Raw genomic sequence first — 22607 nt, forward strand, 5'->3', positions numbered from 1 at the left:
CCTTCCTGCGCTGCTCGGCAGCGGCCGCCTTGGTTTCCTCGATCTGCTTGGCCTTCTCGGCCGCAAGCCGGGCGGTCTCTGCGGCCTTGGCGGCGGCGAAGGCGCGCCAGGCTGAAGATGAAAAGGCGCGCCTCGCGGCCGAACGCGCCAACAAGGCCGAACAGGAGAAGGCGGCGGCCGCCGCCAAGGCCGCAGAGACCGCCCGGCTTGCGGCCGAGAAGGCCAAGCAGATCGAGGAAACCAAGGCGGCCGCTGCCGAGCAGCGCAGGAAGGATGCCGAGGCCGCCGTCGCCAAGGCGCTGGCCGACAAGCAGGCCGCCGAGAAGGCGCTCACCGACAAGATCGCGAACGACAAGGTCGCTGCCGTCGCTCCAACCCAGACGGCGCCTGCTCTCTCGCCGCAGGAGACGGCCAAGCTGGTGCAGTCAGAGCTCCGTCGCGTCGGATGTCTGACCGGGGCATCGGATGGCGACTGGAACGCCGCCGCGCAGCGCTCGCTGACCCTGTTCAACAAGCACGCCGGGATGAAGCTCGACACCAAGCTTGCAAGCTTCGATGCCCTCGACGCAATCAAGAGCAAGCCGGGCCGCGTCTGCCCGCTTGTCTGCGACCACGGCTTCAGAGCGGATGGCGACGCTTGCGTGAAGATCGCCTGCCGCGCGGGCTATCGCGTCAACGACGACAACGAGTGCGAGAAGATCCAGGAGAAGAAACCCGTCGCGACCCGCGAGGATGCCAAGCCGCGAGACGACCAAAGGAAGAAAAGCGAGGCTGCGCCCGCGAAGCCACAGGCGGCTGGCCAGATTTTTTGCAACAACGCGGTCTGCCGCCCGGTCCGACCGGGCTGCCGTCTTGGAGGCGCTAAAGCACAAACTGCGGCAGGCGCAGCAACCATTACATCGGGAGGAATAGCGGAAGTGTGCGACTGAGCGGCGGGACTCCGGCGCGCGCCTTGCGATGATGCCAACATACACCTGATTTGCCCGACGGGTCAAGCGCTATTTCGTAAAATCCGTAGTCGCTTAACTCCGACCCCGTTTCCGGAACGCGCGTCGTTTTGATCCGTTTTGCCAGGGGCGATCGAGAATGGATCGGAAAAAGCGACCTCAGCCATTTTCGCGTGCGATGGCGGCATTTGCGCCGGGATTATCGATCTGTCTGATCTGTCAGTGAGTTCGCGAAATCCGCAAGGCCCCGCACCCCTGGGCGCCTTCTACTGTGCATGGGGTTGTTTTCGACCCCATATCAGCCCCGCCGCCACGGCGTCACAATCACGCCATGCGCCGCATCGAGCATCTGCGGTTCGCCGGCTTTCAGGCCGTGCGAGGCGAGCACCTCGCGTGGGGTGCGCGCGGGGACTTGCGTAAAGCAGCCTTCGCCGCCGGGCAGGCGGACGTGTGGCGCTTCCGAGAGCCAGAACGTGTCGTAGCGGTCCATGAACATGTCGAACACGACGGGCCCGCCGATCACGGCGACCGCGCCTGAGCTGACGCCGGCGAAGTCGGCCGCCTCCTCGAAGGAGGCGCCAAGCGGATTCCACAGGCTCGCATTCGGCAGCTCCGGATCGACCGCCAGCGACTTGATCTTGCGCGTGAGGATGATGCGCCGGCGTCTTGGCGAGTTCGGCTGCTGCTCATGGGAGTGCCGGCCGTGCACGATCAGATCGGCACGGTCGAGCGCCTGTTCGAAGAAGCGCTTGTCGCCCTCGAATTTCAGGCTGTCGGGCATGACATGCTCAGCGTCGGCAAGCATGCCGTCCGCGGAGACGATGACGTAGCCTTCGATGCGGAATGACAACGGCCTTCTATTCCGAAACCGTCGTCACCACCGAATTGACCGGACGCTGGCTCACCGTCGGCAGCTTGACGTCCTTCAGCAGCTCCTGGTCGTACTCGGGCATCGTTGCGACCGGCGACTTGGCGCGCATCGCCACCACCTTGAAGCCGCCGGCCTTCAGCTTTTGCAGCAGGGCCGGCAGCGCCTCGGCGGTGTGCTTCTGGAAGTCGTGCATCAGGATGATGCCCTTGCCGGTCTTCTCGAGCTTCTTCATCACGGTGTCGACGACCTTCTCGGGCTTCGACGCCTTGAAGTCGAAGGAGTCGAGGTCGCAGGAGAAGATCGCGATGTTGCGGTTGCCGAGATAGGTGACCATCTCCGGCGGGTGCTGCAGTGCCGGGAAGCGGAAGAACGGCGAGGGCGCGATGCCGCCGAGCGCCCATTTCACCGCGGCAAAGCCCTTCTCGATCTCGTCCTTGCGCTGCTGCTCGGTGAGCTTCTTGTTGTTGAGATTGGCGTGCGACCAGGTGTGCGAGCCCACGGTGTGGCCGGCCGCATAGACCTGTTTCAGGATCTCGGGCTCATAGGTCGCGTGCTTGCCGATCGGGAAGAAGATGCCGGTGGTGCATTCGTCCGCCAGCGCCTTCAGAACCGCGGGCGTGTTGCGCGGCCAGGGGCCGTCGTCGAAGGTCAGGACGACCTCGTGCTCCTTCAGGAAGTCGAGCTCCTTGAAATGCTCGAAGCCGAAGCCGGGACCGCCGGTGGTGTCGATCTCGACGGTGCGCGCGACGCCGAGCGCGCCGGGCGTGTTGCAGGCCGCGCGGGCCGGCTGCGGTGGCTGCTTGGGCGCAGCCGGAGCAGGGGCGGCGGCAGGCTGGGCCGCAGGCGCGGCGGCCGCCGCAGCCGCGGGCTTGGCGGGAGGGGTCTGCGACCACGCCGCGCTTGCCAACGCCATCGTGAGAGCGCTTGCCAAAATCAGTTTTGCCGCAACACGCATGGTCGTTATCCCCGTGGAATGATCCCGTTGTTCGGCCGTAGCTTTTTACCCTCGGCCGAACCTGTCCTGCCCGGACGATCCTTGTTGTAATCCTAGCCTAGATGCTGCGCCGTCGCCAATGCAACGGCCGTTTGGGATCGCGGGCCAATTGTGCCCAAGCCTCTTGTACCTAAGCCTCTCGCGTCAGCTCTCGGTGAGCGCCTTGGCCACGGCCGTCTTGACCCGCGTGTCGGTCGGGTCGACCGCAGAGGGGAACACCTCGGCGATCAGGCCGTCGCGGCCGATGAGGTATTTGTGGAAGTTCCAGCGCGGAACATCCTTCGGGCGCGCCTCGGCGGCCCATTTGTAGAACGGATGCGCCTTCGGGCCGACCACGACGGCTTTGGCCGTGATCGGAAAGGTAACGCCATATTGGTGGTGTGCCGTCTCTGAAATCTCGGTGACGCCGCCCGGCTCCTGGCCGCCGAAATCATTCGACGGTACGCCGATGATGGTTAGCCCGCGCGCACGGAACTCGCTCCAGAGCTCCTGCAGGCCGGCATATTGCGGGGTGTAGCCGCAGAGCGAGGCGGTGTTGACGACGATGAACGGACGGCCGCTGAAGGCGGCGAGGCGGATGTCTTCGCCTGACAGCGCCGGGAAGGAGAATGCGTAGGCCGGGATCCGGCTGGCTTGCGCAAACGCGCGCGTCGCGAGGGGCGCGGCGATGGCCGCGAGTGCAGTGCTGACAAATCCCCTGCGGTTCAACATGGCGATCTCGTCCCCACTTCTGATCCGTGCGCATCATAGCGCGCACCGCCGGGTGGCGATGCTCAACAACGCGTTATGGGGGCCCGAGCCTGCTTAGCGCAGACGGACGATGAAGTCGGTGCCTTCGCCGGTCTCGCCCTGATTGATGCCCTGGTCGGACACGACGATCGAGCCGCCCGTGGTCAGCATCTCGTTGATCCTCGCCATGGTGTCGGCGGGGATCTGGAGGCGGTCCAGCGCTTCCGCCGGGCTGTTCGGCACGATCACCGGTTTGGCTGCGACCGGAATGACGGCGGCGCCCATCCGTTGACGGCGCGTGGTGCGAACCTCGTCCTCGCGCTCGACGGCGCGGACGTTCACCGGCAGCGACACCACCGACCAGCGCAGCGCGTTGGAATCGGCCTTGTCGACCTCGGCGGTGAACACATGCGTGCCGAGCGGACGATCGCTCGCCGCAATCGTCACGGGCACGTCGAACAGCGGCGCAAAGTTCTGCCGCACATAGAGCTTGGAATCCTTGCGGCTGATGAACACGGCGATCTGGCCCGCGCGCTTCGGCGGCTCCGGCTTTGCGGCCGGCGCCGGATCGGCGACGCGGGTCTGGTCCTTCTTGGCGTCGGAGGCAGCCGGCTGCGTCGGCGCCGCGGCGGTCGCGGGCGCGTCAGGCTTCTTCACCTCGACGGCTTCGGTCTTCGCAGGTTCGGTCTTTGCAGGTTCGGATTTGGCCGGCTCGGACTTGGCAGTCTCGTCCTTTGCGGGCTCCGGCTTCGCGGGCTCGGCCTGCGCGGTCACCGCAGGCTCGATCTTGTCGGCGGGCTTTTCCTCGCCAACCGAAGCTGCTTTTGGCGCATCCGCAGTGTCGGTCGGTTTTGCCTCGGTGCTCGCAGCGTCGGCGGGCTTTGCGTCATCGGCCTTGGCTGTAGCCTCGTCGGCCTGCGGCTTCGCGGCTTCGGACGCATCTGCAGTCTTGGTGGTCTCGGCCTTCGGAACGTCGACCTTGTCGGCTGGCATCTCCGCGCGTGCGAGTGCATTGCCGGTCGTCGCATCCGACATCACGTGGCCGACCGTCGAACGCAACTCGAGGATCTGGTCGGCGCTCGCGCTCTTGATCTCCGCGCCCTTGTCGGCCTTGTCGGCGACATTGGTCTGCGGCTCCGCGCTCGCCGCCGGCTGCGGCGGCACGCGCAGGGTGGCGAGCAGGGGATGAGAAAAGCTCATCGGCGACATCTCGCCGGGCGCGACGATGACGCGCGCGCCCATCTTGGTCCAATTCCACATCTTGGTGGCAAAGGCCATCGGCATGCGGATGCAACCGTGCGAGGCCGGATAGCCCGGCAGGACGCCCGCATGCATCGCCACACCCGACCAGGTGATGCGCTGCATGTACGGCATCGGCGCGCCGCTATAGATGTTGGAGTGGTGGAATTTGTGCTTCTGGATGATGCTGAACACGCCCATCGGCGTGGCGTGGCCCTTCATGCCGGTCGAGACCGGCGATTCCGCGAACACGCCGTTGGAATCGTAGATCGTGACCTTCTGCCGTTCGATCGAGACGGCGATGACGAGCGGTCCTTGCGGCTTGGCACCGGTTTCCTTCTCCGGCACCTCCTTCACCGCATTGCGCTTGCGCTTTGGCCGCTGCATTTCGGGAGACTGCGGCCGGGCATAGTAGTGGGCGCCGCCGGAGTAGTCGGGCCAGTAGTACAGGGCCGCTTCCGCCTGGCTCGTCGTGCCGATCGCGCCTGCCGCGGTGAAAATGGCAAGCCGCCACAGCCGCGCCGTTGCGGCAGAAGAACCCGACCCGTTCACGCCAGTCATCATCGAATCCATAATCCAAATCAGTGGTTAGTGTTACAGAGGGGGTCCGCGTTCACCAGTGACGCGGTTCACAGTCCGCTACTTTTGGCCTAGCCGTAGCAAAAAAGCCTCACATTGCGGTAAACGCCGACCGCCCGGATGGGCCCTGCCGTCTTCCTGACCGGCTCGGGAACACCTACATGCCGAGGGACGTCCTAGCGGAGAATTTTATGTCATCCAGCTTCCTCGGCCTTCGTGACATCGGCTTGAAAGGCCTCGCTTTATTCCTCCTGCTCGTGGCGGTACCGGGTGGCGCCGTGTCCGCTGCGGATGAGCCTGACCTGATCTTCCGCCGCTCGACGGTGTTCAAATGGGTCAGCCCGAACGACAAGCTTGCGACCTATGGTCTCGACGACCCCGAGGTCGAGGGCGTGGCCTGCCATTTCACGGTGCCGGAAAAGGGTGGCTTCAAGGGCTGGCTCGGGCTCGCCGAGGAGGTCTCCGATATCTCGCTCGCCTGCCGCCAGGTCGGTCCCATCAGGTTCAAGGACAAGATGGAGCAGGGCGACGACATGTTCCGCAAGCGCCGCTCGCTGTTCTTCAAGAAGATGCAGATCGTGCGCGGCTGCGACGCCAAGCGCAATGTGCTCGTCTACATGGTCTATTCGGACAAGCTGATCGAGGGATCGCCGAAGAACTCGACCTCGACCGTGCCGATCATGCCGTGGGGTGCTGCCGACGCGAACGTCCAGAAGTGCGGAGAGTTCTTTACGCAGTAGCGATCAGGCACTCGCCTTCGCGCGGTGCGTGACGGTTGCCGCGCGGGGCTTGGCATGATGCGAGCCGGTCAGCCGCACGAACATCTGCGGGGTTGCGTCGTAAGCACGCTGCGTCTGCAACGCCATCGCGGTTGAAGTGGTCGATCGCGGTTTGGTGCGGTCCACGGCTTGATCCGTGTCGCGCGCCGCTGCGCTGTTTGCCGCCGTCATTCTGGCCATCCCTGAATCTGCGAGCCCGGTTGTCCGGACTTGTTGGTGTCGAAGGCCTCAGTCGCCGCCGGGGTGTCTCCGGTTCAGTGCGACCAGCCTTCGTTGGCGGCTCTTATGCGCAGAGAAACGTAAAATGCCGATGAAGCCCCTGAATCCCCGAGATGACGCTGTCGGTTTTCACCGCCGCCGGAGGTCGTGAGGGAACTTTTTTGTCACGGAGGCAGGTCCGGCGCTGCTCTGAAATGATTGGGCTTTTTCCCCCAATGTTTCGTCGCCAGGGGGACGACGAAACAATTCTCACGAAGATGAAACCATTTTCCGCTTTTGGCGCATCACGGCCGAAACGGCCCATGGTTATCACCGCGGGCAACGACAACGGCGCTCAGCCGACCGACCGAACCTGGAGACAGTCAATGCGCGCGCTCAGCTTCATCCTCGCCTTCGGCTTCGTGATCGCCGGCTCCTCGATTGCCGGCTCTGCCGACAGCGGCCTGCCGGGCGTCGGAACCTTCGCCTACAATGGCGCTCCGGTCGCGACGTCGCAGGCGATGGTCGTCGCGTCGCGTTTCTGATCAGAACAAGAAATTCAGGCCATCATGCTTTATCGTCTCTGCGCCGCGGTTTTCGTCTCCCTCCTGACGATCAGTTCAGTCCAGGCGCAGGTGCGCTCTCCCAACCGTTTGCCGGATCCGCGTGGCGAGTTCGTGCGCCAGTGCGCGCCGCACATGCTCGGCCGCTGGGAGCATCCGGAAGAGGTTTGCGGGTGCCTGCATGATCATGCTGCATCCGTCGTTGAGGATCGCGATCTGCGCGAGGCGCTGCTGCGCGGCATCAGCGAAACCGGCGTCCCCACCATCGAAACCGACTGGGTACCGGCGTCAAAGCAGAGCGAAATCGGCCCGACCTTCACCAAGATCGCCAAGCCGACGCTTCAGTGCATGTTCGACCCCGCGAAGCAGTAAGCTTTGTTCATTTGGTCTTCGGACCAATCCGCGGCACACAGGTCCGTGTGACCAAGATGCCGCTTCCCGTCATCTTCGAGCCGCGCACTTCCTTGATCTGTCCTGCAGGGCAGGTGCCGTCATCGACGAGTGCGCGCTGACCCAGCCGCAAATTGGGAATGTCCTGCTCGCGCCCAACCGTTTGGGCGTGCACGGATGACGTCGCGATCATGGCGAGCAGGGCAGCGAGGCAAAGCGTGCGAACAGGAAGCATGGTGCGGAGCTCCGAGAGCGATGCCGCAATCTAGGGACCTGTCAGCGATTCTGATAGTCAACCTTCGTCACCGCCGCCGTGCAGTGGCGCGGAGCGCAGCGAGCGATTCCTTTGCGAGCCTTTCGGTTGCGGTCACGAGTTGCGGAATCTGATGCCCCGAAAATCCCAGCACGAAGCCCGGCAGGGGCCGCGCGCGGCTATAGGTGTCGGCCAGCAGCCAGCCTTCGGCGCCAGCGGCTTGTTTCGCGCGCGAGGCCACGGCGAGCTCGACCGATGGATCGAACCGCGCGACGAGATGCAGGCCTTGCGAAGGCACTGGAACGGACAGGCGCCCGTCGGAAGCCTCCTTTAGCGTCGTCGCAAGCGCGTCGCGCGCCTCGCGATAGAGTTTTCGCACCCGCTTGAGATTCTGCGCGAACGCACCCGAGTTCAACATGTCGGCGACGGCGCCTTCCATCAGCGTCGCGGGAAACCGGTCGAGCGCGGCACGCGCCGCCGCGACCTGGCCCATGAGTTGCTCGGGGACCGCGCAATAGCCGATGCGAAGGCCCGGAAACAGTGTCTTGGCAAAAGTGCCCATATAGATCACGCGCCGGAGGCGATCGATGCCGGCAAGCGACATCAGCGGCGCGCCGTCGTACCGAAACTCGCTGTCGTAATCGTCCTCGAGCACAAAGGCGCCGGCGTCCCTGGCCCAGTCGAGCAGCTCGAGCCGCCGCGGCATCGACATCTGCACGCCCAGCGGAAACTGGTGCGATGGTGTGACATAGGCGGCGCGCGCAGAGGGCGCGGCAGCGCGACCCTTGGCGACGCGCAGGCCGTGCTCGTCCACCGGCACCGAGACGGCGCGATAGCCGCAATGCGCGATGGTCTTCAATGCGGCAGGGTAGCCGGGGTCCTCGCACCAGACCTGGTCGTTGGGCCTGAGGATCGCGCTCATCACGATGCGCAGCGCGTGCAGCGTGCCCGAGGTCAGCATGATCTGCTCGGGATCACAGCGCAGGCCACGCGCCGACAACAGATGATCGGCGATGGCGACGCGCAGTTCGTGGCTGCCGCGGGGATCGCCATAATGCAGATGCTGGTCGCCGAAGGCGCGCATGCGCCGGCCGACGAAGCCGCGGAAGCGCTGCAGCGCGCGCTCGTCGATATGGGTGCAGCCGAGCGCGAATGCGCCTTGCCGCGGCGCATCGACTTCGACCTTCGGCTTCCGTGCCTCGCTACCGCGCGCCGGAATTCGATCGGCAACGAATGTGCCGGAGCCGACGGTGGCCTGCGCAAAGCCGTCGGCGATCAGCCGTTCGTAGGCGGTGACGACCGCATTGCGCCGGAAGCCCGTCTGCCTCGCTAGCGCTCGCGAGGGCGGTAGCGGTTCGCCGGGCTTCACGAGACCGGCGACGATCATCTCGCAGAGCGCCTGGTACAGCCGGTGTGCCGAAGCGGCGCCTTGCGTGACATGCGGGCCGGTGAGGTCCAGCGGCAGCTCGGCCTTGCCGGGAGAATTGGTCGGAATATTTCGCATGGAATTGGAACTATCGCAGACCAAACCGGACGCTACAACTGGCTTCAAGAATCGAATTCTCGACAGGAGCCATCCGTGTCTGACGGCGAAAACCTCGCGTCCTATCCGACCTCGTCGCGCAACCAGGTGAAGCGGCGTCACGACCGCGGCTTCTACGATCACGCGACCGTCCACCGCATCCTCGACGCCTCGATGATGTGCCACGTCTCCTATGTGATCGACGGCCAGCCCTATTGCACACCGACCTTCTTCTGGCGCGAGGGCACGAAGCTCTATTGGCACGGCTCGAGCGCGAGCCGCATGCTGCGCAACCAGTCGAAGGGCGAGCGCGTGTGCCTGACGGTCGCCCATCTCGACAGCCTGGTGCTGGCGCGCTGTGGCTTCAACCATTCGGCCGACTATCGCGCGGTGATGGCGTTCGGCACGGCCTATCTCGTTACCGACGCGGACGAGAAGGAGCGCGCTGTCGTCGCCATGGTCGACCGCTTTTTCCCGGATCGCACCGCGAGCCTTCGCGCGAGCAACACGCAGGAGATCAAGGCGACCTCCTTCATCGCCATGGAGATCGAGGAAGCCTCGGCAAAAATCCGCGCCAAGGGTGTGGCCGACGACGATGAAGATTACGAATTGCCTGTTTATGCCGAGCGCATTCCCGTGCGCACCGTGCTCGGCGCGCCGGAGCCATGCACGCGGCTACTCCCGGGTGTCACGCGGCCGGAGACGCTGAATGGCTACAGGGAAGGCCGACTGCTCGAAGATGCATTGCGGGATGCCTATTTTCTGCAGTACCCGAAGGGCTGAAATCGGTTAGCTTGCGGCTCCCAAAAAACGAGAAAAGGCCAATTGGAGTAGCCGCATGAATGCCGATACGCAGCAGAGCATCTTGGACGCCGTCGACGCCGGTTTCGACGCCCAGTTGGCGACGACGCGCGATTTCGTCGCGATCCCCTCGACCCGTGGTGCGGAGGGACCCTGCCAGGACATGATCGGCGATCTCCTGCGCGAACGCGGCTACGAGGTCGACGACTGGCACATCGATATCGAGGATCTGAAGGACCTGCGCCAGTTCGGCCCGATCCTGCACGACTTCTCTAGGGCACGCAGCGTCGTCGGCACGTACCGGCCGACGACCAATGGCGGCAAATCGCTGATCCTGCAGGGCCACTGCGACGTGGTGCCGGCGGGCCCGCTCGATCTCTGGGAGACGCCGCCATTCTCGCCCGTCATCAAGGACGGCAAGATGTATGGCCGCGGCGCCTGCGACATGAAGTCGGGCACGATCGGTGCGCTCTATGCGCTGGACGCGATCAAGGCCGCCGGCTTCAAGCCGACGGGGCGGATCCATTTCCAGTCGGTCATCGAAGAGGAGAGCACCGGCGTCGGTGCGCTCTCGACCCTGCAGCGCGGCTATCGTGCCGATGCCTGCTTCATTCCGGAGCCGACCAACGGCAAGATGGTGCGCTCGCAGGTCGGCGTGATCTGGTTCCGTCTCAAAGTGCGTGGTTATCCCGTCCACGTCGCCCATGCCGGTTCGGGCTCGAACGCCATCATGGCGGCCTATCACCTGATCCAGGCGCTGCAAAAGCTCGAGATCGAATGGAACGAGCGCGCCAAACAGGATCGCCACTTCAAGGCTCTCAATCATCCCATCAACTTCAATCCGGGCATCATCAAGGGCGGCGACTGGGCCTCCAGCGTGCCGGCCTGGTGCGAGGTCGATTGCCGTATCGCGGTGCTGCCGGGCTGGTCGGTCGCCGATCACCAGAAGGAGATTCTGGCCTGCGTGTCCGCTGCCGCGCGCGGCCACGGATTCCTCGCCAACAACCCGCCGGAGGTCGAGTGGTCGGGCTTTTTGTCGGAGGGCTACGAGCTGACGAACTCCGCCGCGCCCGAGGCCGCCTTCGGCAAGGCGTTCAATGCGGTCTATGGTGGTGCGGTGGAAGACCTCGTCTTCACGGCGCTGACGGATACGCGCTTCTACGGCCTTAACTACGACATCCCGAGCCTGTGTTTCGGCGCGACCGGTGCCGAGATGCACGGCTTCAACGAATATGTCGATCTGGAGTCGCTCAGGAAGTCGACCAAGGCCACAGCACTCTTCATTGCGGAATGGTGCGGGCTGGAGAAGGCGTAAGGCTCGCCCTTTCCTCTGTCATTGCGAGGAGCGGAGCGACGAAGCAATCCAGGCTGTTTCCGGGGAGGCAGTCTGGATTGCTTCGCTGCGCTCGCAATGACACTTGGTGAGGGCCAACGCCCAGCTTACCGGCACATCCAATTGCTTTAAGCTTAAAATAAAGACTGTTCCCGCGGCCGCGCCGGTGGCAGACTGTCATCCGACCACCGCCGAGTCCGCGAGGGGATAGCGATGCGCGATTGGGACGATGCCTATGCCAACTCGGCGCATGTGCCGGGGTCGGACAAGCTGCCGGCGCTGTGGGCGGAACGGGCGGCGGTCTACCGTGCCGGGCTAAAATCCTTCACGCCCGACATCACCTATGGCGTGGGCGAGCGGCAGCGCTTCGATCTGATCCAGCCGGACGGCGACAGCAAGGGTCTCGTCGTGTTCGTGCATGGCGGGTACTGGATGCGGTTCGACAAATCGTCCTGGACCGATCTCGCCGAGGGCGCGCGGCACCACGGTTGGACGGTGGCGCTGCCGAGCTACACGTTGACGCCGGCCGCGCGCGTCTCCGACATTACCGCTGAGATCGCGGCTGCGATCGCTGCCGCTGCGGCACAGGTGTCGGGCCCGATCCGGCTGGCCGGCCATTCCGCCGGCGGCCATCTCGTCACACGCATGTTGTGTGACGACAGTCGGCTCGAACCAGCCGTCCAATACCGCATCGCCTCGACGCTGTCGATCAGCGGGCTACACGATCTGCGCCCGCTGTTGAAGACGAAGATGAACGACACGCTTCGCATGAGCCTGGAGGAGGCGACGCTGGAGAGTGCCGCGTTGCATATGCCGCGCGGCACGTCGCCGGTCACCGCCTGGGTCGGCGGCAGCGAGCGCCCCGAGTTCATCCGCCAGTCGGAGCTGATGGCGAACGTCTGGATCGGTTTTGACGTACCGACACGCCTCGTCGTCGAGCCCGGACATAACCATTTTACCGTCGTTGACGGGTTGAAGGATCCAGCCTCCGCCATCACGAAGAGCCTGGTCGGTCTCGACTGACGGCGGGGCTGAGGATCGGAGGACGCGGCATGACCAGCAAAGACTACGATCCTGCGAGCGAAGGCGCCGAGACCGATTTCGCCAGGAAGATGTCCTACGGTGACTATCTTCAGCTTGATGCGCTGCTCGGCGCGCAGCATCCGATCTCGGACGCGCATGACGAGATGCTGTTCATCATCCAGCACCAGACCTCCGAACTGTGGATGCGGCTTGCGATCCACGAGATCAGTGCCGCCCGCCGCGCGATTGCGCGCGACGAGGTGCCGCCGGCAATGAAGATGCTGGCCCGCGTCTCCCGTATCTTCGAGCAGTTGAACAGCGCCTGGGACGTGCTGCGCACGATGACGCCGAGCGAATACACCCATTTCCGCTCGCGGCTGGGGCAATCCTCGGGCTTCCAGTCGCACCAGTACCGGCTGATCGAATACCTCCTCGGCAACCGCAACCATGCGATGCTCAAGCCGCACGCGCATGACGCGGAGGTCATGGCTTTGCTCGAAGCCGAGCTTGCAACGCCGAGTCTCTACGACGAGGTCCTGCGGCTCGCCGACCGCAAGGGCCTGAAGATGCCGGCCACCGTACTGGCGCGCGACGTCCGCAACACCCATCATTTCGACGAGGGCGTGCTGCAGGCCTGGCGTCGGGTCTACGAGGCGCCGGAACAGAACTGGACGCTCTATGAGCTCGCCGAGAAGATGGTCGACTTCGAGGATTACTTTCGCCGCTGGCGCTTCAACCATGTGACCACGGTCGAGCGCGTCATCGGCTTCAAGCGCGGTACCGGCGGCACCGGCGGCGTCAGCTATCTCAAGCGCATGCTGGAGATCGAGCTGTTCCCCGAGCTCTGGCGCGTCCGCACGATTCTTTGAGCTGTACCCATGACCGAGACCCGCCTGCGCGTCTACGACGACACCAAAGCGCTCTTCCATCTGCCCGAGGGCGTCATCTACCTCGACGGCAATTCGCTCGGTGCGCTGCCATCAGGCGTCGCCGAGCGCGTTGATCACGTCATCAGGGCCGAGTGGGGCAATGAGCTCATCCGCGCCTGGAACACCGCCGGCTGGTATGTGCAGCCGCGCCGCGTCGGCGACCGCGTCGCGCGGCTGATCGGGGCGGAAGCCGGTTCGGTGATGATGGGCGATACGCTGTCGCTAAAGGTCTATCAGGCGCTCGCGGCCGCGCTGGACCTGAACCCGGGGCGGAAGGTCGTGCTGTCAGACACCGGCAACTTTCCGACCGATCTCTATATGGCGGAAGGGTTGATCGCGACGCTCGGGCGCGGCCATCGCCTGCAACTGGCTGCGCCCGAAGATGTCGAGGCGCAGCTCACGGACGAGATCGCGGTTCTCTACGTCACCGAGGTCGACTACCGAACTGGCCGCCGCCACGACATGGCAAAACTGACGGCGAAGGCGCATGCGCTCGGCATCGTGACGGTGTGGGACCTCGCACATTCCGCCGGCGCCTTGCCGGTCGAACTCGCAAGCGTCGGCGCCGACTTCGCGGCCGGCTGTACCTACAAATATCTCAATGCCGGCCCCGGCGCGCCAGCGTTTCTCTACGTGGCGCCGCGCCATGCCGATCGCGCGCGGGCTGCGCTCTCTGGTTGGATGGGCCACGCGAAACCCTTTGCGTTCGATCTCGGCTATCAGCCTGCTGATGGTGTCGAACGCATGCGCGTCGGCACGCCGCCGGTGCTAGCGATGGCCGCACTCGAAGCCTCGCTTGACATCTGGGATCGCGTCGACCTTGGAGAGGTTCGCGCTCGTTCGCTTGCACTCGGCGATCTCCTGATTGCTGAGGTCGAACGGCACTGCCCGTCTCTGAAGCTGGTCACGCCGCGCGTCCATGAGCAGCGCGGCTCGCAGGTCTCTTTTGCATTTGAAGGCGGTTACGCGGCCATGCAAGCCCTGATCGCCCGCGGCGTGATCGGCGATTTCCGCGCGCCCGACATCATGCGTTTTGGTATCACGCCGCTCTATATCGGCGAGGGCGAAGTGCTGAAGGCGGCCGAGATCATCGATGAAGTGATCAATGGCGAGGTGTGGCGGCGGCCGGAATATCAGGTCGTCAATGCGGTGACGTGATGAAGGTCGTCAACCCGACGGCCATAGCGCCTTCACGATCGCATCGAGCCCGTCAGTCAGCGCGGCTGGCCCCGGCTGCAGGATGATCGGCGACTTGATCTCGACGATGCGCCCCTCGCGCACGGCCGGGACCTGATCCCAGCCGTCGCGTCTGCGAATGCGATCGGGCACGACCTTCTTGCCGCACCAGGACGCGAGGATCACGTCGGGCGCTGCTATTCGCACCGCGTCGGGAGCAATGATGCGGTCTTTAGCGGACTGCCGATGCCGCAACTCCGGTAAAATATCTTCGCCACCGGCGATCTCGATCAGCTCGGAGACCCAACCGATGCCGGAGATGAGCGGATCGTCCCACTCCTCGAAATAGACGCGCGGTTTCGGTGAGGGCCGGGGCGTCGTCGCGATCTGCGCAAGCCGCGTCTCAAAACCCTTGGCGAGTTGATCGGCGCGATCCGCGCATCCGACCAGCGCACCAAGCGTGCGGATCATCGCAAAAATGCCGGCGATGTCGCGTTGGTTGAAGACGTGGACGTTGACGCCGGCGCGGACGAGGTCGGCGACGATGCCGGCCTGGAGATCGGAGAAAGCGAGCACCAGGTCCGGTTCCAACGCCAGGATCTTGGGAACATCGGCCGAGATGAACGCCGATACCCGCGGCTTCTCCCGGCGCACCTGCGGCGGCCGCACCGCATAGCCGGAGACGCCGACGATGCGGTCCTGCTCGCCGAGCAGGTACAGCGTCTCGACGGTCTCCTCGGTCAGGCAGACGATGCGGCGGGGCGGGAAGTGGCGCATGGCTAAGCATATGCCCTGATGTCCGCGCCAATGTCATTACGGCCATGACCTCAGACGTCATTGCTTTGCCGCGCCGGGCAATTCACCTTGAGCCTTCAAGAGATTGGGAGAGGAAACGATGACGCTGCTTGAGAAACTTCACGCGATGAAAATGCCGTTCGCCGAGCTCAAGGGCGTGCAGTTCGTGGAGGCCGAGAAGGATCGCGTGGTGGCGCGGATGACGGTTCGCCCCGATCTCTGCACGCTCCACCACACCATCCATGGCGGGGCCATCATGGCGTTCGCCGATTCCGTTGGTGCTGCGGCAACCGTGATCAACCTGCCTGAAGACGCCAAGGGCACCACGACGCTGGAGAGCAAGACCAACTTCATCGGCGGCGCCAAGGAGGGAGCCACCATCATAGCCACCGCGACGCCGATCCACCGGGGGCGCCGGACCCAGGTTTGGACCACCCGGCTGGAGACCGAGGACGGTAAATTGGTAGCCGTCGTGACCCAGACGCAGATGGTCCTGTAAGATTACGGGTCCTTGATTTTGTTAACGAATTGGTCGTTACCCCTGCCGCTAGATTGGGCATGTTCCCGTCTTGAAAAAGATGCTGCGACGCACAATATTGGGGGCCTAGGGATTCGAACGCCTCCTCGAGGGACACCAAGAGGAGTTATGACTTGTCACCAGATTTGGCACTTGAAGAAACCATCCACACCGAGCCGGGCACCGCGTCGGGCTATGTGCGGACCTTGATCCAGCAGGAAGAACTGCCGCTGCTGCGCGATCATCTGCTGAGGCTCGATCCCGAAAGCCGGCACGACCGCTTCAACGGTTTTCTCGACGACAGCTTTATCGAGCGTTACGCCGCCCGCTGTGCGGACGACGGCACCGTCATCGTTGCCTACATCGTCGACGGCATGGTCCGCGGCGCGGCCGAGCTTCATCCGCCGGAGGGCGATTCCCTGCCTGAGGTCGCATTCAGCGTCGAAGCCTCCGCGCGCCGCCAGGGCGTCGGCACCGTGCTGTTCCGCCGCCTGATCGCGGAAGCGCGCTGGAAGGGATACAAGAGCCTGCGCATCACGACAGGTGCGGACAACCAGGCGATGCGCGCGCTCGCCAGGAAGTTCGGCGCGCATCTGGCGTTCCGTCACGGCGAGTCGACCGGCACGATCGATCTGACCAGGACACCTGAAGCCGAGCTCGCCGATCTTGCGGCTGCGCCTTTCCGCGCGGGCCGCGCGATGCTCAGCTTCAACTCGACCTGGTGGAAGTTGTTTTCCAGCATGGTCGGCTCGAACCGCGCCGCCTGAACAAAAAAGCGGACCGGCAAGGCCGGTCCGCTTTTGAAATTTCGAACTTTTAAGCCCGGCTTCAGGTGCCGGTACGCTTGTCGTTGCCGAAACGGCGCACGACGCGGCGTTCGACCACCACCGAGCGCTGCGCGCCCTGTTCGCCGGCGATCACGCGGGTTGCGGTGATGCGGTTGTTGACGCGCGCCTGCTTCTTGACCTCGGCCTGCACGACATCCAGCGGCATGCCCATCAGGGACGCTGCGATCTCAGCCTGCTGCTCCTGGTCGTCGGTAATCCCGATGGCGGCGAAAATCGCCTCGTCCAGGGTGGGGGGATCGTGGCGGACGCGCCGCGTGCCGTACTTGGTATTCCAGTCTGCGCTCATAGGGGCCTCGTTTCGATCCGGGATACCTAGTGCCGACCATGTTGCATTGCAATATGAATTTGGGATGGCAATCCAGCCATGCACTCACAATTTCTCAATCCGGCTCGCATCATAGAGCTCGATCGTCGTCGCCCCTGCGGCAAGCGACCGCAGGGCCCGGACGAAGTCGCCCGACGCCGGCACCTGGAAATGGGTGGCGAGGGCCGCCCTGTCAGCCCATTGCTCGAAAAAAACCAACCGCAGCGGGTTTTCACAGTCGACCTGGACGGAATGCGAGATGCAGCCGGGTTCGGCCCGCGAGCGATGCACATGCTCGAGGCTCAGCCGGCGCACCTCGTCGAACGTCTCGGGCCGGGCCGTCACGCTTCCTGTCACCACGATCATTGTGCGCTCCGTTATTTTGCTGCGGCGTCCAGTGCCATCTCGACCGCCGGCTGTTGCGGCCAACGCTTCAGTGCGGCATGGCCCGCGTCTGTCAGCTCATAGATCCCGCGCTCGGCGCGCGCGAACCAGCCGTAGACGTTGTGCAGAAGAATCTTGCCGGCATCGGGACACTGCACGCGCAGCTCGCGCACTTTGCGCGGGCCTGCGGCAAGCTGGGACGCGCAGGCCAGCGCCTGCTGGCGATAGGCGGTCATGATCGGCGAGCGCGTGCTACCGCCGAGCACGGGATCGCCCTGGCGGCGCTGATGTTCGGAAACGAGCCGCGAGCGCTTCTTCGGCTCGCGGCGCGGTGCTGCTGTCGGCGGCTTCACCAAGACCTCGACCTGCCCGCGATCGGTGACGCCGAGCATGCCGAAGCCGAGGCGGCGGCAGAGATTGCGATAGCGCGCGTCGCTCTCGCGTCCCTTGCCGCGCGCCGACATCTTTGCCGCGATCCAGACCTCGTCGCCCTTCGGCGCGCGATCGACCGCTTGCAAGATCAGTTCAAGATTGAAGGCGAGCTTCAGCTCGCCGATCACCACGACGGGCGGATCATCGGCGCTGAGGCCCACGAGATCGCAACCGCCGATCTCGCCCTTCACGGTGAAGCCGAGCTTTTCGAGGAAGCGTTTGACGGGGAGGTAGAGCGCGGTTTCCACGGGCGGCCCAGGGCGGAGAATCAGTGTGGGCAGCTTAGCCCGGATTGCTCCCGCGCTGATCGGCCCTTTCGGAGGCGGGGGATCGCTACACCCGCCCGCTGACCGGGATCAGCGCGCCGGTTACGGCGCTCGAGGCGTCGCTGGCCAGGAACAGGATCACCTCGGCGAGCTCCAGCGGGGTGACCCACTTGGCGAAATCAGCATTCGGCATGCTGGCGCGGTTGGCCTGCGTGTCGATGATCGAGGGCAGCACCGCATTGACGGTGACCTTGCCCTTCCACTCGTTGGCGAGCGCCTCGGTCAGGCGATGCACGCCGGCCTTCGAGGCCGCATAGGGACCCATGCCGGAGCCGGCCTGCAGCGCACCCATGGCGCCGACATTGACGATGCGGCCGGCCTGCGAGGCGGCGAGATGCGGCAGCGCGGCGCGCGAGGTGTTAAGCGCGGTCAGCACGTTGAGCGCATACATGCGTTGCCAGGTCTTGATGTCGCCGTCGCCGACCGTCTCGAAGGAAAAGCCGCCGGCGATGTTGATCAGCGCGTCCAGCCGGCCGAAATGCTTTGCGGTGGCCTCGATCGCGTTCTTCGCTTGTGCCTCATCGGATAGATCGACGCCGCCGATCTCGAGACGGTCCGCGGTTGCGGGCGCTTGCGACGGCGCGTGGTCGATGCCTGCAACGCGCGCGCCGCGCGACAGGGCCGTCTCGGCGACCACCTTGCCCAGCGCACCGAGCGCGCCGGTGATGACGATGGCTTTTCCCTGCACAAGCCTCTCCGTCGGTTCAGTTCACGTCGACTATTGCGCCCCGTGAACTGGACTTGCAATGGCGGTGACTTCAGGACTGGGGTATAGATACAACTTTAGATCGTAGATGAGGTTGTTTCATGCCCGACAATTTTCCAACCCTCGAATTTCCCGCAGCGATCGTCGATCTCAAGCATCCCCTGGAGAATTTCAAGACCGCGCTCGCTGGAACCGGCCCGGTGCGCATCGTGGCGATGGGATCATCATCGACGGCCGGACTTGATAATGTCGTTGCCTATCCCGCACGGCTCGAACTGTATTTGAGAAGACACTTCAAGGATCACGATCAGCGTCCGAACATCCGGATCGACGTGCTCAACCGCGGCAAGGGCGGCGAGGAAGCGCCGCAGGAAGTGAAGCGGTTTGATGCCGACATCTTCGCCGATCATCCTTCGCTGGTGCTCTGGCAGGTCGGAACAAACGCCGTCTTCCGCCAGAAGGAGTTCAACTTCGACGAGGTCGTCAGCAAGATTGTCGAGGGATTGAAAGTCCTGGGCGACCATCCGACCATGGATGTCGTGCTGATCGATCCGCAATACACGACAGCCATGCTGTTCGACGAAAGCGCCGAACTGGCCGAAAAGATGGTCTTGGCAATCCGGACCGCGGCGCAAAACGCCAGGGTCAATTTGTTCCAGCGCTGGGCGCTGATGCGGCACTGGCACGTCCGAAACAACGCGTCGTTCGAGCAACTCGTCGCACCGGACGACGGGCTGCTGCTGCATCAGAGCGACTGGAGCACCATGCACGTCGCGCGGGCCCTTCGTTCGGCGATTCTGAAGGCCGTCGGAGCCACACAGACATGCGGATGCCTGATTACGACTGCAGATAGCGCGCCCGCAGCGCCTCCCGCTCCGCCGGGCCAATCTTGAGGCCGTCGCGCAAATAGGCTTCGAGATCGCCATACTCGGCACTGACTGCCTCGAAGCCGGCGTTGAGGTAGGACGCCTCGACGCTTCCGATCGCGTTGAGCACCTCGTCGGGTAGATCAGTCACGGTCGAGAGATCGCGCCGGTAGAACCGGTTCGTCAGCAGATAATCCTCCGCGATGATGTCGTCTGACACGCCGAGGGCGTGGAGGATCAGCGCGCTGGCAAAGCCGGTGCGGTCCTTGCCTGCGGTGCAGTGGATCACGAACGGCGCGTGGTCGTCGAGCAGATGGCCGAACAGCGCGCGGAAGCTGTGCGTGTTGTGGCGGACATAGTTGCGATAGGACTCGCGCATGAGCTCCAGCGCAACGGACGCCGTGAGCGTGCCGGCAGCGAGCCGCGCGCGGAGCGCGGCGATCACCGTCGGCTCTATCGGGAGCGAATGCACGGTGATCTCGGCCATGCCGCAGACGCCAGACATCCGCTCCTCGACGCCGCGGAAGTCGAATGCGCGCGTCACGCCGAGGCCGCGGACGATCTCGACGTCGGCCTCGGTGAGCTGGCCGAGATGGTTGGAGCGAAAGATCTGCCGCCAGCGCGTCAGGCGGCCGTCGGCGGTCGGATAGCCGCCGAGGTCGCGAAAATTGCTGGCGCCTTGCAGGGCGAGGTGACGGGAAGGGGAGTCTGACATCGGAGCAGCTTGAGCTATCTTGTTGGCGAGGAGCGGCGCGCGGCTGGCGCGTCGGGCGGTCTATTACAGGGGGCGAACATGGGCCGGCACAAGGCCATTCTTTTGGCTGCGGTCGTTCTGGCGGGCGGAACATTGTGCGCGCGGCCGGCGGCGGCGCAGACATTCCAGAACTATCGTTGCGCCGACGGTACCAACTTTATCGTCGCATTTTATGACTACGACAAACGCGCCTTCGTGCAGATCGACGGGACGTCGCTGCCGCTCAAGAAGCGGGTCACGCTCTCGGGCGCGCGCTATTCGGGGGCGGGAATTACGCTGAAGATCGGCAAGAGCGGCACGACGGTGCAGCATCTCAAGCGGCCGGTGACGGCCTGCGAACAGGTCCAGCGCTCATGAATCAAAAAGGGTCGAAACGCCGTTGTTTCGACCCTTTTTCAAACGTCCGCCGGGCGCTTCGCGCAGGGCGGTAATATCGAGACCGGTACAGACATCAGCGATCCCATTTCGGCTTGGCTTCCTCGATCGCATCCTGGTGATACCAGCTTCCGCTGCACACCGTTTCGACGACGGGGGTGGAGCCCTGATTGGCCGGCAACCTGGCGTCGCCGTAGCGGCGACCCACGAGGGCGGAACGGCCCCCGACCGGGAACTGATAGATCTTGGCAGATCCGATACTCAGACCATTGTTCATCATTGCGGTAGTCTCCTTGAATCGGAGCGGTTGGCCTCCATGGTGCGCCCGACTCGTTCGCTAGTGGTTACTGGACTCCCCATATCGGCCGCCCCTCGCGAAATTCAAAGTGCTGAAAAGGAAATCACTTCTGGCCTAATTTTTGAGCAGTGAGGGTTCTGCACCCTCCAAGGCAGCCCCTGTCTGACTAACGCATGGGCCATTCCGAAGGTTGCGGGCAGACCGGCGTCGCCTTCGCAAATATTGCGGGCGGCTGATGCGCGTTTCATCGGCAGCGCGGTGCACAACCCAAGGTGCACCAGAATCGAGCGATTTTCTCGGGATTTTTGCGGTGCGGCGTCACGACAACGTGCGCCGCTATGACGCACTCGCCTGTGAATTGCCGCCCACCCGGAGGCGGGGTTCACCGCAGTGGAAAACCGCCTGCAATGCGGCGTTTTGGCACGCAAAATGCTTAGAAGCGGTCGGCCGATGGTGGCCGGGTAACAATCGTGCGGGGGCCCGAGGTCCCCAACCTTTCGCATCATCTACAGAGAGGCTCAATGACCAAGTACAAGCTCGAGTACATTTGGCTCGACGGATATACGCCGACTCCGAATTTGCGCGGCAAAACTCAGATCAAGGAATTTTCGTCGTTCCCCACGCTCGAGCAGCTTCCGCTCTGGGGCTTTGACGGCTCCTCCACCCAGCAGGCCGAAGGCCACAGCTCCGATTGCGTGCTGAAGCCGGTCGCCGTCTTCCCGGATGGCGCGCGCACCAACGGCGTGCTCGTGATGTGCGAAGTCATGATGCCTGACGGCAAGACCCCGCATCCGTCCAACAAGCGCGCCACGATCCTCGACGACGCCGGCGCCTGGTTCGGCTTCGAGCAGGAATACTTCTTCTACAAGGACGGCCGTCCGCTGGGCTTCCCCGAGTACGGCTATCCGGCCCCGCAGGGCCCGTATTACACCGGCGTCGGCTACAAGTTCGTCGGCGACGTCGCCCGCAAGATCGTCGAAGAGCATCTCGATCTCTGCCTCGCGGCTGGCATCAACCACGAAGGCATCAACGCGGAAGTCGCGAAGGGCCAGTGGGAATTCCAGATCTTCGGCAAGGGCTCCAAGAAGGCCGCTGACGAGATGTGGATGGCCCGCTACCTGATGCTGCGCCTGACCGAGAAGTACGGCATCGACATCGAGTTCCACTGCAAGCCGCTCGGCGACACCGACTGGAATGGCTCCGGCATGCACGCCAACTTCTCGACCGAGTACATGCGTACGGTCGGCGGCAAGGAGTATTTCGAGGCGCTGATGGCCGAGTTCGACAAGAACCTGATGGACCACATCGCCGTCTACGGCCCGGACAACGACAAGCGTCTGACCGGCAAGCACGAGACTGCGCCCTGGAACAAGTTCAGCTACGGCGTGGCCGACCGCGGTGCTTCGATCCGCGTTCCGCACTCCTTCGTCAACAACGGCTACAAGGGCTATCTGGAAGACCGCCGTCCGAACTCGCAGGGCGACCCATACCAGATCGCTTCGCAGATCCTGAAGACGATCGCTGCCGTGCCGACCGACAAGAAGGCCGCCGCCTAACGCATCTTCCGGCCCGGGCTTGGGGGGCTTTGCCCGGGCTGGCAATCAAATCCGCCGAGGCCGAAAGGCCTTGGCGGATTTTTGCATTCTGATGACAACGTGGCCCGCGCGGCGAAATTG

General features: G+C 64.2%; 27 protein-coding genes and 1 pseudogene. 14 read left to right on the forward strand and 14 right to left on the reverse strand.

Annotated elements, in window-relative coordinates; genetic code table 11:
• Window positions 1–929: pseudogene (locus tag C2U70_RS14990) on the forward strand (caspase family protein); the annotation flags it as partial.
• A 316-nt stretch (window positions 930–1245) separates the two neighbouring features.
• On the opposite strand, the gene C2U70_RS14995 reads toward C2U70_RS14990, so the two are convergent.
• The 4 genes from C2U70_RS14995 to C2U70_RS15010 all read right to left on the reverse strand — a co-directional run bounded on the left by C2U70_RS14995 (window position 1246) and on the right by C2U70_RS15010 (window position 5341).
• A complete protein-coding gene (locus C2U70_RS14995) occupies window positions 1246–1797 on the reverse strand; it encodes a dihydrofolate reductase (protein WP_186294271.1) in 552 nt (183 codons plus the stop codon).
• 7 nt (window positions 1798–1804) lie between these two features.
• Window positions 1805–2773, reverse strand: a complete 969-nt coding sequence (locus C2U70_RS15000) for a polysaccharide deacetylase family protein (protein WP_140979079.1) — start codon at window positions 2771–2773, stop codon at window positions 1805–1807.
• 183 nt (window positions 2774–2956) lie between these two features.
• A complete protein-coding gene (locus C2U70_RS15005; protein WP_140979081.1) occupies window positions 2957–3523 on the reverse strand; it encodes a glutathione peroxidase in 567 nt (188 codons plus the stop codon).
• Between the two features lie 93 nt (window positions 3524–3616).
• Window positions 3617–5341: a L,D-transpeptidase gene (locus C2U70_RS15010; protein ID WP_186294272.1), complete on the reverse strand. Its 1725-nt coding sequence runs from the start codon at window positions 5339–5341 to the stop codon at window positions 3617–3619.
• A gap of 209 nt (window positions 5342–5550) precedes the next feature.
• On the opposite strand from C2U70_RS15010, the gene C2U70_RS15015 reads away from it, so the two are divergent.
• Entirely contained in the window at window positions 5551–6099 is a 549-nt protein-coding gene (locus C2U70_RS15015; protein WP_140979085.1) for a CreA family protein, read from the forward strand.
• A gap of 3 nt (window positions 6100–6102) precedes the next feature.
• Here C2U70_RS15015 and C2U70_RS15020 read toward each other — a convergent pair whose 3' ends face one another.
• The gene (locus C2U70_RS15020; protein WP_140979087.1) at window positions 6103–6309 is read right to left on the reverse strand and encodes a hypothetical protein; all 207 of its coding nucleotides are present in this window, start codon (window positions 6307–6309) and stop codon (window positions 6103–6105) included.
• 413 nt (window positions 6310–6722) lie between these two features.
• On the opposite strand from C2U70_RS15020, the gene C2U70_RS33015 reads away from it, so the two are divergent.
• Both C2U70_RS33015 and C2U70_RS15025 read left to right on the forward strand, forming a co-directional pair.
• Complete coding sequence (locus tag C2U70_RS33015) at window positions 6723–6881, forward strand: hypothetical protein (protein ID WP_186294273.1); 159 nt, start codon at window positions 6723–6725, stop codon at window positions 6879–6881.
• Window positions 6882–6905: 24 nt separating this feature from the next.
• Complete coding sequence (locus tag C2U70_RS15025) at window positions 6906–7271, forward strand: hypothetical protein (RefSeq protein WP_140979089.1); 366 nt, start codon at window positions 6906–6908, stop codon at window positions 7269–7271.
• Between the two features lie 7 nt (window positions 7272–7278).
• Here C2U70_RS15025 and C2U70_RS15030 read toward each other — a convergent pair whose 3' ends face one another.
• Both C2U70_RS15030 and C2U70_RS15035 read right to left on the reverse strand, forming a co-directional pair.
• The gene (locus C2U70_RS15030) at window positions 7279–7524 is read right to left on the reverse strand and encodes a DUF6719 family protein (RefSeq protein ID WP_140979091.1); all 246 of its coding nucleotides are present in this window, start codon (window positions 7522–7524) and stop codon (window positions 7279–7281) included.
• A 67-nt stretch (window positions 7525–7591) separates the two neighbouring features.
• Window positions 7592–9046, reverse strand: coding sequence for a PLP-dependent aminotransferase family protein (locus tag C2U70_RS15035; RefSeq protein WP_140979093.1), 1455 nt, complete (start codon window positions 9044–9046; stop codon window positions 7592–7594).
• A 75-nt stretch (window positions 9047–9121) separates the two neighbouring features.
• Here C2U70_RS15035 and C2U70_RS15040 point away from each other — a divergent pair, with 75 nt between their 5' ends.
• From C2U70_RS15040 to kynU, 5 genes are all read left to right on the forward strand, one after another.
• Complete coding sequence (locus tag C2U70_RS15040; protein ID WP_140979095.1) at window positions 9122–9847, forward strand: pyridoxamine 5'-phosphate oxidase family protein; 726 nt, start codon at window positions 9122–9124, stop codon at window positions 9845–9847.
• A 55-nt stretch (window positions 9848–9902) separates the two neighbouring features.
• The gene (locus C2U70_RS15045) at window positions 9903–11180 is read left to right on the forward strand and encodes an ArgE/DapE family deacylase (protein ID WP_140979097.1); all 1278 of its coding nucleotides are present in this window, start codon (window positions 9903–9905) and stop codon (window positions 11178–11180) included.
• Between the two features lie 231 nt (window positions 11181–11411).
• The gene (locus C2U70_RS15050; protein WP_140979099.1) at window positions 11412–12221 is read left to right on the forward strand and encodes an alpha/beta hydrolase; all 810 of its coding nucleotides are present in this window, start codon (window positions 11412–11414) and stop codon (window positions 12219–12221) included.
• Between the two features lie 29 nt (window positions 12222–12250).
• The gene (kynA, locus tag C2U70_RS15055) at window positions 12251–13090 is read left to right on the forward strand and encodes a tryptophan 2,3-dioxygenase (RefSeq protein ID WP_140979101.1); all 840 of its coding nucleotides are present in this window, start codon (window positions 12251–12253) and stop codon (window positions 13088–13090) included.
• Window positions 13091–13099: 9 nt separating this feature from the next.
• On the forward strand, window positions 13100–14308 hold the full coding sequence (gene kynU, locus C2U70_RS15060; RefSeq protein WP_140979103.1) for a kynureninase: 1209 nt from the start codon (window positions 13100–13102) through the stop codon (window positions 14306–14308).
• Between the two features lie 9 nt (window positions 14309–14317).
• Here kynU and C2U70_RS15065 read toward each other — a convergent pair whose 3' ends face one another.
• Window positions 14318–15103, reverse strand: coding sequence for a cobalamin-binding protein (locus C2U70_RS15065; protein WP_140979105.1), 786 nt, complete (start codon window positions 15101–15103; stop codon window positions 14318–14320).
• Between the two features lie 118 nt (window positions 15104–15221).
• Between C2U70_RS15065 and C2U70_RS15070 the strand changes: the two genes are divergently transcribed.
• Together C2U70_RS15070 and C2U70_RS15075 are read left to right on the forward strand one after the other, a co-directional pair.
• Window positions 15222–15620, forward strand: a complete 399-nt coding sequence (locus C2U70_RS15070; protein WP_140979107.1) for a PaaI family thioesterase — start codon at window positions 15222–15224, stop codon at window positions 15618–15620.
• A gap of 164 nt (window positions 15621–15784) precedes the next feature.
• On the forward strand, window positions 15785–16405 hold the full coding sequence (locus C2U70_RS15075) for a GNAT family N-acetyltransferase (RefSeq protein WP_140979165.1): 621 nt from the start codon (window positions 15785–15787) through the stop codon (window positions 16403–16405).
• 61 nt (window positions 16406–16466) lie between these two features.
• On the opposite strand, the gene C2U70_RS15080 is transcribed toward C2U70_RS15075, so the two are convergent.
• The 4 genes from C2U70_RS15080 to fabG form a co-directional block, all read right to left on the reverse strand.
• Window positions 16467–16772, reverse strand: a complete 306-nt coding sequence (locus tag C2U70_RS15080; RefSeq protein ID WP_140979109.1) for a hypothetical protein — start codon at window positions 16770–16772, stop codon at window positions 16467–16469.
• An 84-nt stretch (window positions 16773–16856) separates the two neighbouring features.
• Window positions 16857–17156, reverse strand: a complete 300-nt coding sequence (locus tag C2U70_RS15085; RefSeq protein ID WP_140979111.1) for a putative quinol monooxygenase — start codon at window positions 17154–17156, stop codon at window positions 16857–16859.
• A gap of 11 nt (window positions 17157–17167) precedes the next feature.
• A complete protein-coding gene (locus C2U70_RS15090) occupies window positions 17168–17854 on the reverse strand; it encodes a DUF2161 domain-containing phosphodiesterase (protein ID WP_140979113.1) in 687 nt (228 codons plus the stop codon).
• A gap of 85 nt (window positions 17855–17939) precedes the next feature.
• Window positions 17940–18620 (reverse strand): 3-oxoacyl-ACP reductase FabG, encoded by a 681-nt coding sequence (gene fabG / locus C2U70_RS15095; protein ID WP_140979114.1) that lies wholly within the window; start codon window positions 18618–18620, stop codon window positions 17940–17942.
• A 119-nt stretch (window positions 18621–18739) separates the two neighbouring features.
• On the opposite strand from fabG, the gene C2U70_RS15100 reads away from it, so the two are divergent.
• Window positions 18740–19531, forward strand: a complete 792-nt coding sequence (locus C2U70_RS15100) for an SGNH/GDSL hydrolase family protein (RefSeq protein WP_140979115.1) — start codon at window positions 18740–18742, stop codon at window positions 19529–19531.
• Here the strand turns inward: C2U70_RS15100 and C2U70_RS15105 are convergent.
• Window positions 19476–20219: a tyrosine-protein phosphatase gene (locus tag C2U70_RS15105; protein ID WP_140979116.1), complete on the reverse strand. Its 744-nt coding sequence runs from the start codon at window positions 20217–20219 to the stop codon at window positions 19476–19478. The two genes, C2U70_RS15100 and C2U70_RS15105, sit on opposite strands and share 56 nt — an antisense overlap.
• A gap of 78 nt (window positions 20220–20297) precedes the next feature.
• On the opposite strand from C2U70_RS15105, the gene C2U70_RS15110 reads away from it, so the two are divergent.
• Entirely contained in the window at window positions 20298–20615 is a 318-nt protein-coding gene (locus tag C2U70_RS15110; RefSeq protein WP_140979167.1) for an MliC family protein, read from the forward strand.
• 94 nt (window positions 20616–20709) lie between these two features.
• Here the strand turns inward: C2U70_RS15110 and C2U70_RS15115 are convergent, their stop codons facing one another.
• Window positions 20710–20913: a DUF2735 domain-containing protein gene (locus C2U70_RS15115; RefSeq protein WP_140979117.1), complete on the reverse strand. Its 204-nt coding sequence runs from the start codon at window positions 20911–20913 to the stop codon at window positions 20710–20712.
• A 539-nt stretch (window positions 20914–21452) separates the two neighbouring features.
• Here C2U70_RS15115 and C2U70_RS15125 point away from each other — a divergent pair.
• The gene (locus C2U70_RS15125) at window positions 21453–22487 is read left to right on the forward strand and encodes a glutamine synthetase beta-grasp domain-containing protein (RefSeq protein ID WP_140979118.1); all 1035 of its coding nucleotides are present in this window, start codon (window positions 21453–21455) and stop codon (window positions 22485–22487) included.
• Window positions 22488–22607 lie beyond the last annotated feature (120 nt).

This window comes from Bradyrhizobium guangdongense (assembly GCF_006483445.1).
GTDB classification, from domain to species: domain Bacteria; phylum Pseudomonadota; class Alphaproteobacteria; order Rhizobiales; family Xanthobacteraceae; genus Bradyrhizobium; species Bradyrhizobium guangdongense_A.

Excerpts from the sequence above, each read along its gene's own strand:
- C2U70_RS15035 (WP_140979093.1), bottom strand. The coding sequence starts at position 9,046 with ATGCGAAATATTCCGACCAATTCTCCCGGCAAGGCCGAGCTGCCGCTG.
- kynA (WP_140979101.1), top strand. The coding sequence starts at position 12,251 with ATGACCAGCAAAGACTACGATCCTGCGAGCGAAGGCGCCGAGACCGAT.
- kynU (WP_140979103.1), top strand. The coding sequence starts at position 13,100 with ATGACCGAGACCCGCCTGCGCGTCTACGACGACACCAAAGCGCTCTTC.
- C2U70_RS15065 (WP_140979105.1), bottom strand. The coding sequence starts at position 15,103 with ATGCGCCACTTCCCGCCCCGCCGCATCGTCTGCCTGACCGAGGAGACC.
- C2U70_RS15010 (WP_186294272.1), bottom strand. The coding sequence starts at position 5,341 with ATGACTGGCGTGAACGGGTCGGGTTCTTCTGCCGCAACGGCGCGGCTG.
- C2U70_RS33015 (WP_186294273.1), top strand. The coding sequence starts at position 6,723 with ATGCGCGCGCTCAGCTTCATCCTCGCCTTCGGCTTCGTGATCGCCGGC.
- C2U70_RS15100 (WP_140979115.1), top strand. The coding sequence starts at position 18,740 with ATGCCCGACAATTTTCCAACCCTCGAATTTCCCGCAGCGATCGTCGAT.
- C2U70_RS15080 (WP_140979109.1), bottom strand. The coding sequence starts at position 16,772 with ATGAGCGCAGACTGGAATACCAAGTACGGCACGCGGCGCGTCCGCCAC.
- C2U70_RS15070 (WP_140979107.1), top strand. The coding sequence starts at position 15,222 with ATGACGCTGCTTGAGAAACTTCACGCGATGAAAATGCCGTTCGCCGAG.
- C2U70_RS15085 (WP_140979111.1), bottom strand. The coding sequence starts at position 17,156 with ATGATCGTGGTGACAGGAAGCGTGACGGCCCGGCCCGAGACGTTCGAC.
- C2U70_RS15050 (WP_140979099.1), top strand. The coding sequence starts at position 11,412 with ATGCGCGATTGGGACGATGCCTATGCCAACTCGGCGCATGTGCCGGGG.
- C2U70_RS15005 (WP_140979081.1), bottom strand. The coding sequence starts at position 3,523 with ATGTTGAACCGCAGGGGATTTGTCAGCACTGCACTCGCGGCCATCGCC.
- C2U70_RS15025 (WP_140979089.1), top strand. The coding sequence starts at position 6,906 with ATGCTTTATCGTCTCTGCGCCGCGGTTTTCGTCTCCCTCCTGACGATC.
- C2U70_RS15020 (WP_140979087.1), bottom strand. The coding sequence starts at position 6,309 with ATGACGGCGGCAAACAGCGCAGCGGCGCGCGACACGGATCAAGCCGTG.
- C2U70_RS15115 (WP_140979117.1), bottom strand. The coding sequence starts at position 20,913 with ATGATGAACAATGGTCTGAGTATCGGATCTGCCAAGATCTATCAGTTC.
- C2U70_RS15030 (WP_140979091.1), bottom strand. The coding sequence starts at position 7,524 with ATGCTTCCTGTTCGCACGCTTTGCCTCGCTGCCCTGCTCGCCATGATC.
- C2U70_RS15045 (WP_140979097.1), top strand. The coding sequence starts at position 9,903 with ATGAATGCCGATACGCAGCAGAGCATCTTGGACGCCGTCGACGCCGGT.
- C2U70_RS15125 (WP_140979118.1), top strand. The coding sequence starts at position 21,453 with ATGACCAAGTACAAGCTCGAGTACATTTGGCTCGACGGATATACGCCG.
- C2U70_RS15000 (WP_140979079.1), bottom strand. The coding sequence starts at position 2,773 with ATGCGTGTTGCGGCAAAACTGATTTTGGCAAGCGCTCTCACGATGGCG.
- C2U70_RS15015 (WP_140979085.1), top strand. The coding sequence starts at position 5,551 with ATGTCATCCAGCTTCCTCGGCCTTCGTGACATCGGCTTGAAAGGCCTC.
- C2U70_RS15110 (WP_140979167.1), top strand. The coding sequence starts at position 20,298 with ATGGGCCGGCACAAGGCCATTCTTTTGGCTGCGGTCGTTCTGGCGGGC.
- C2U70_RS15105 (WP_140979116.1), bottom strand. The coding sequence starts at position 20,219 with ATGTCAGACTCCCCTTCCCGTCACCTCGCCCTGCAAGGCGCCAGCAAT.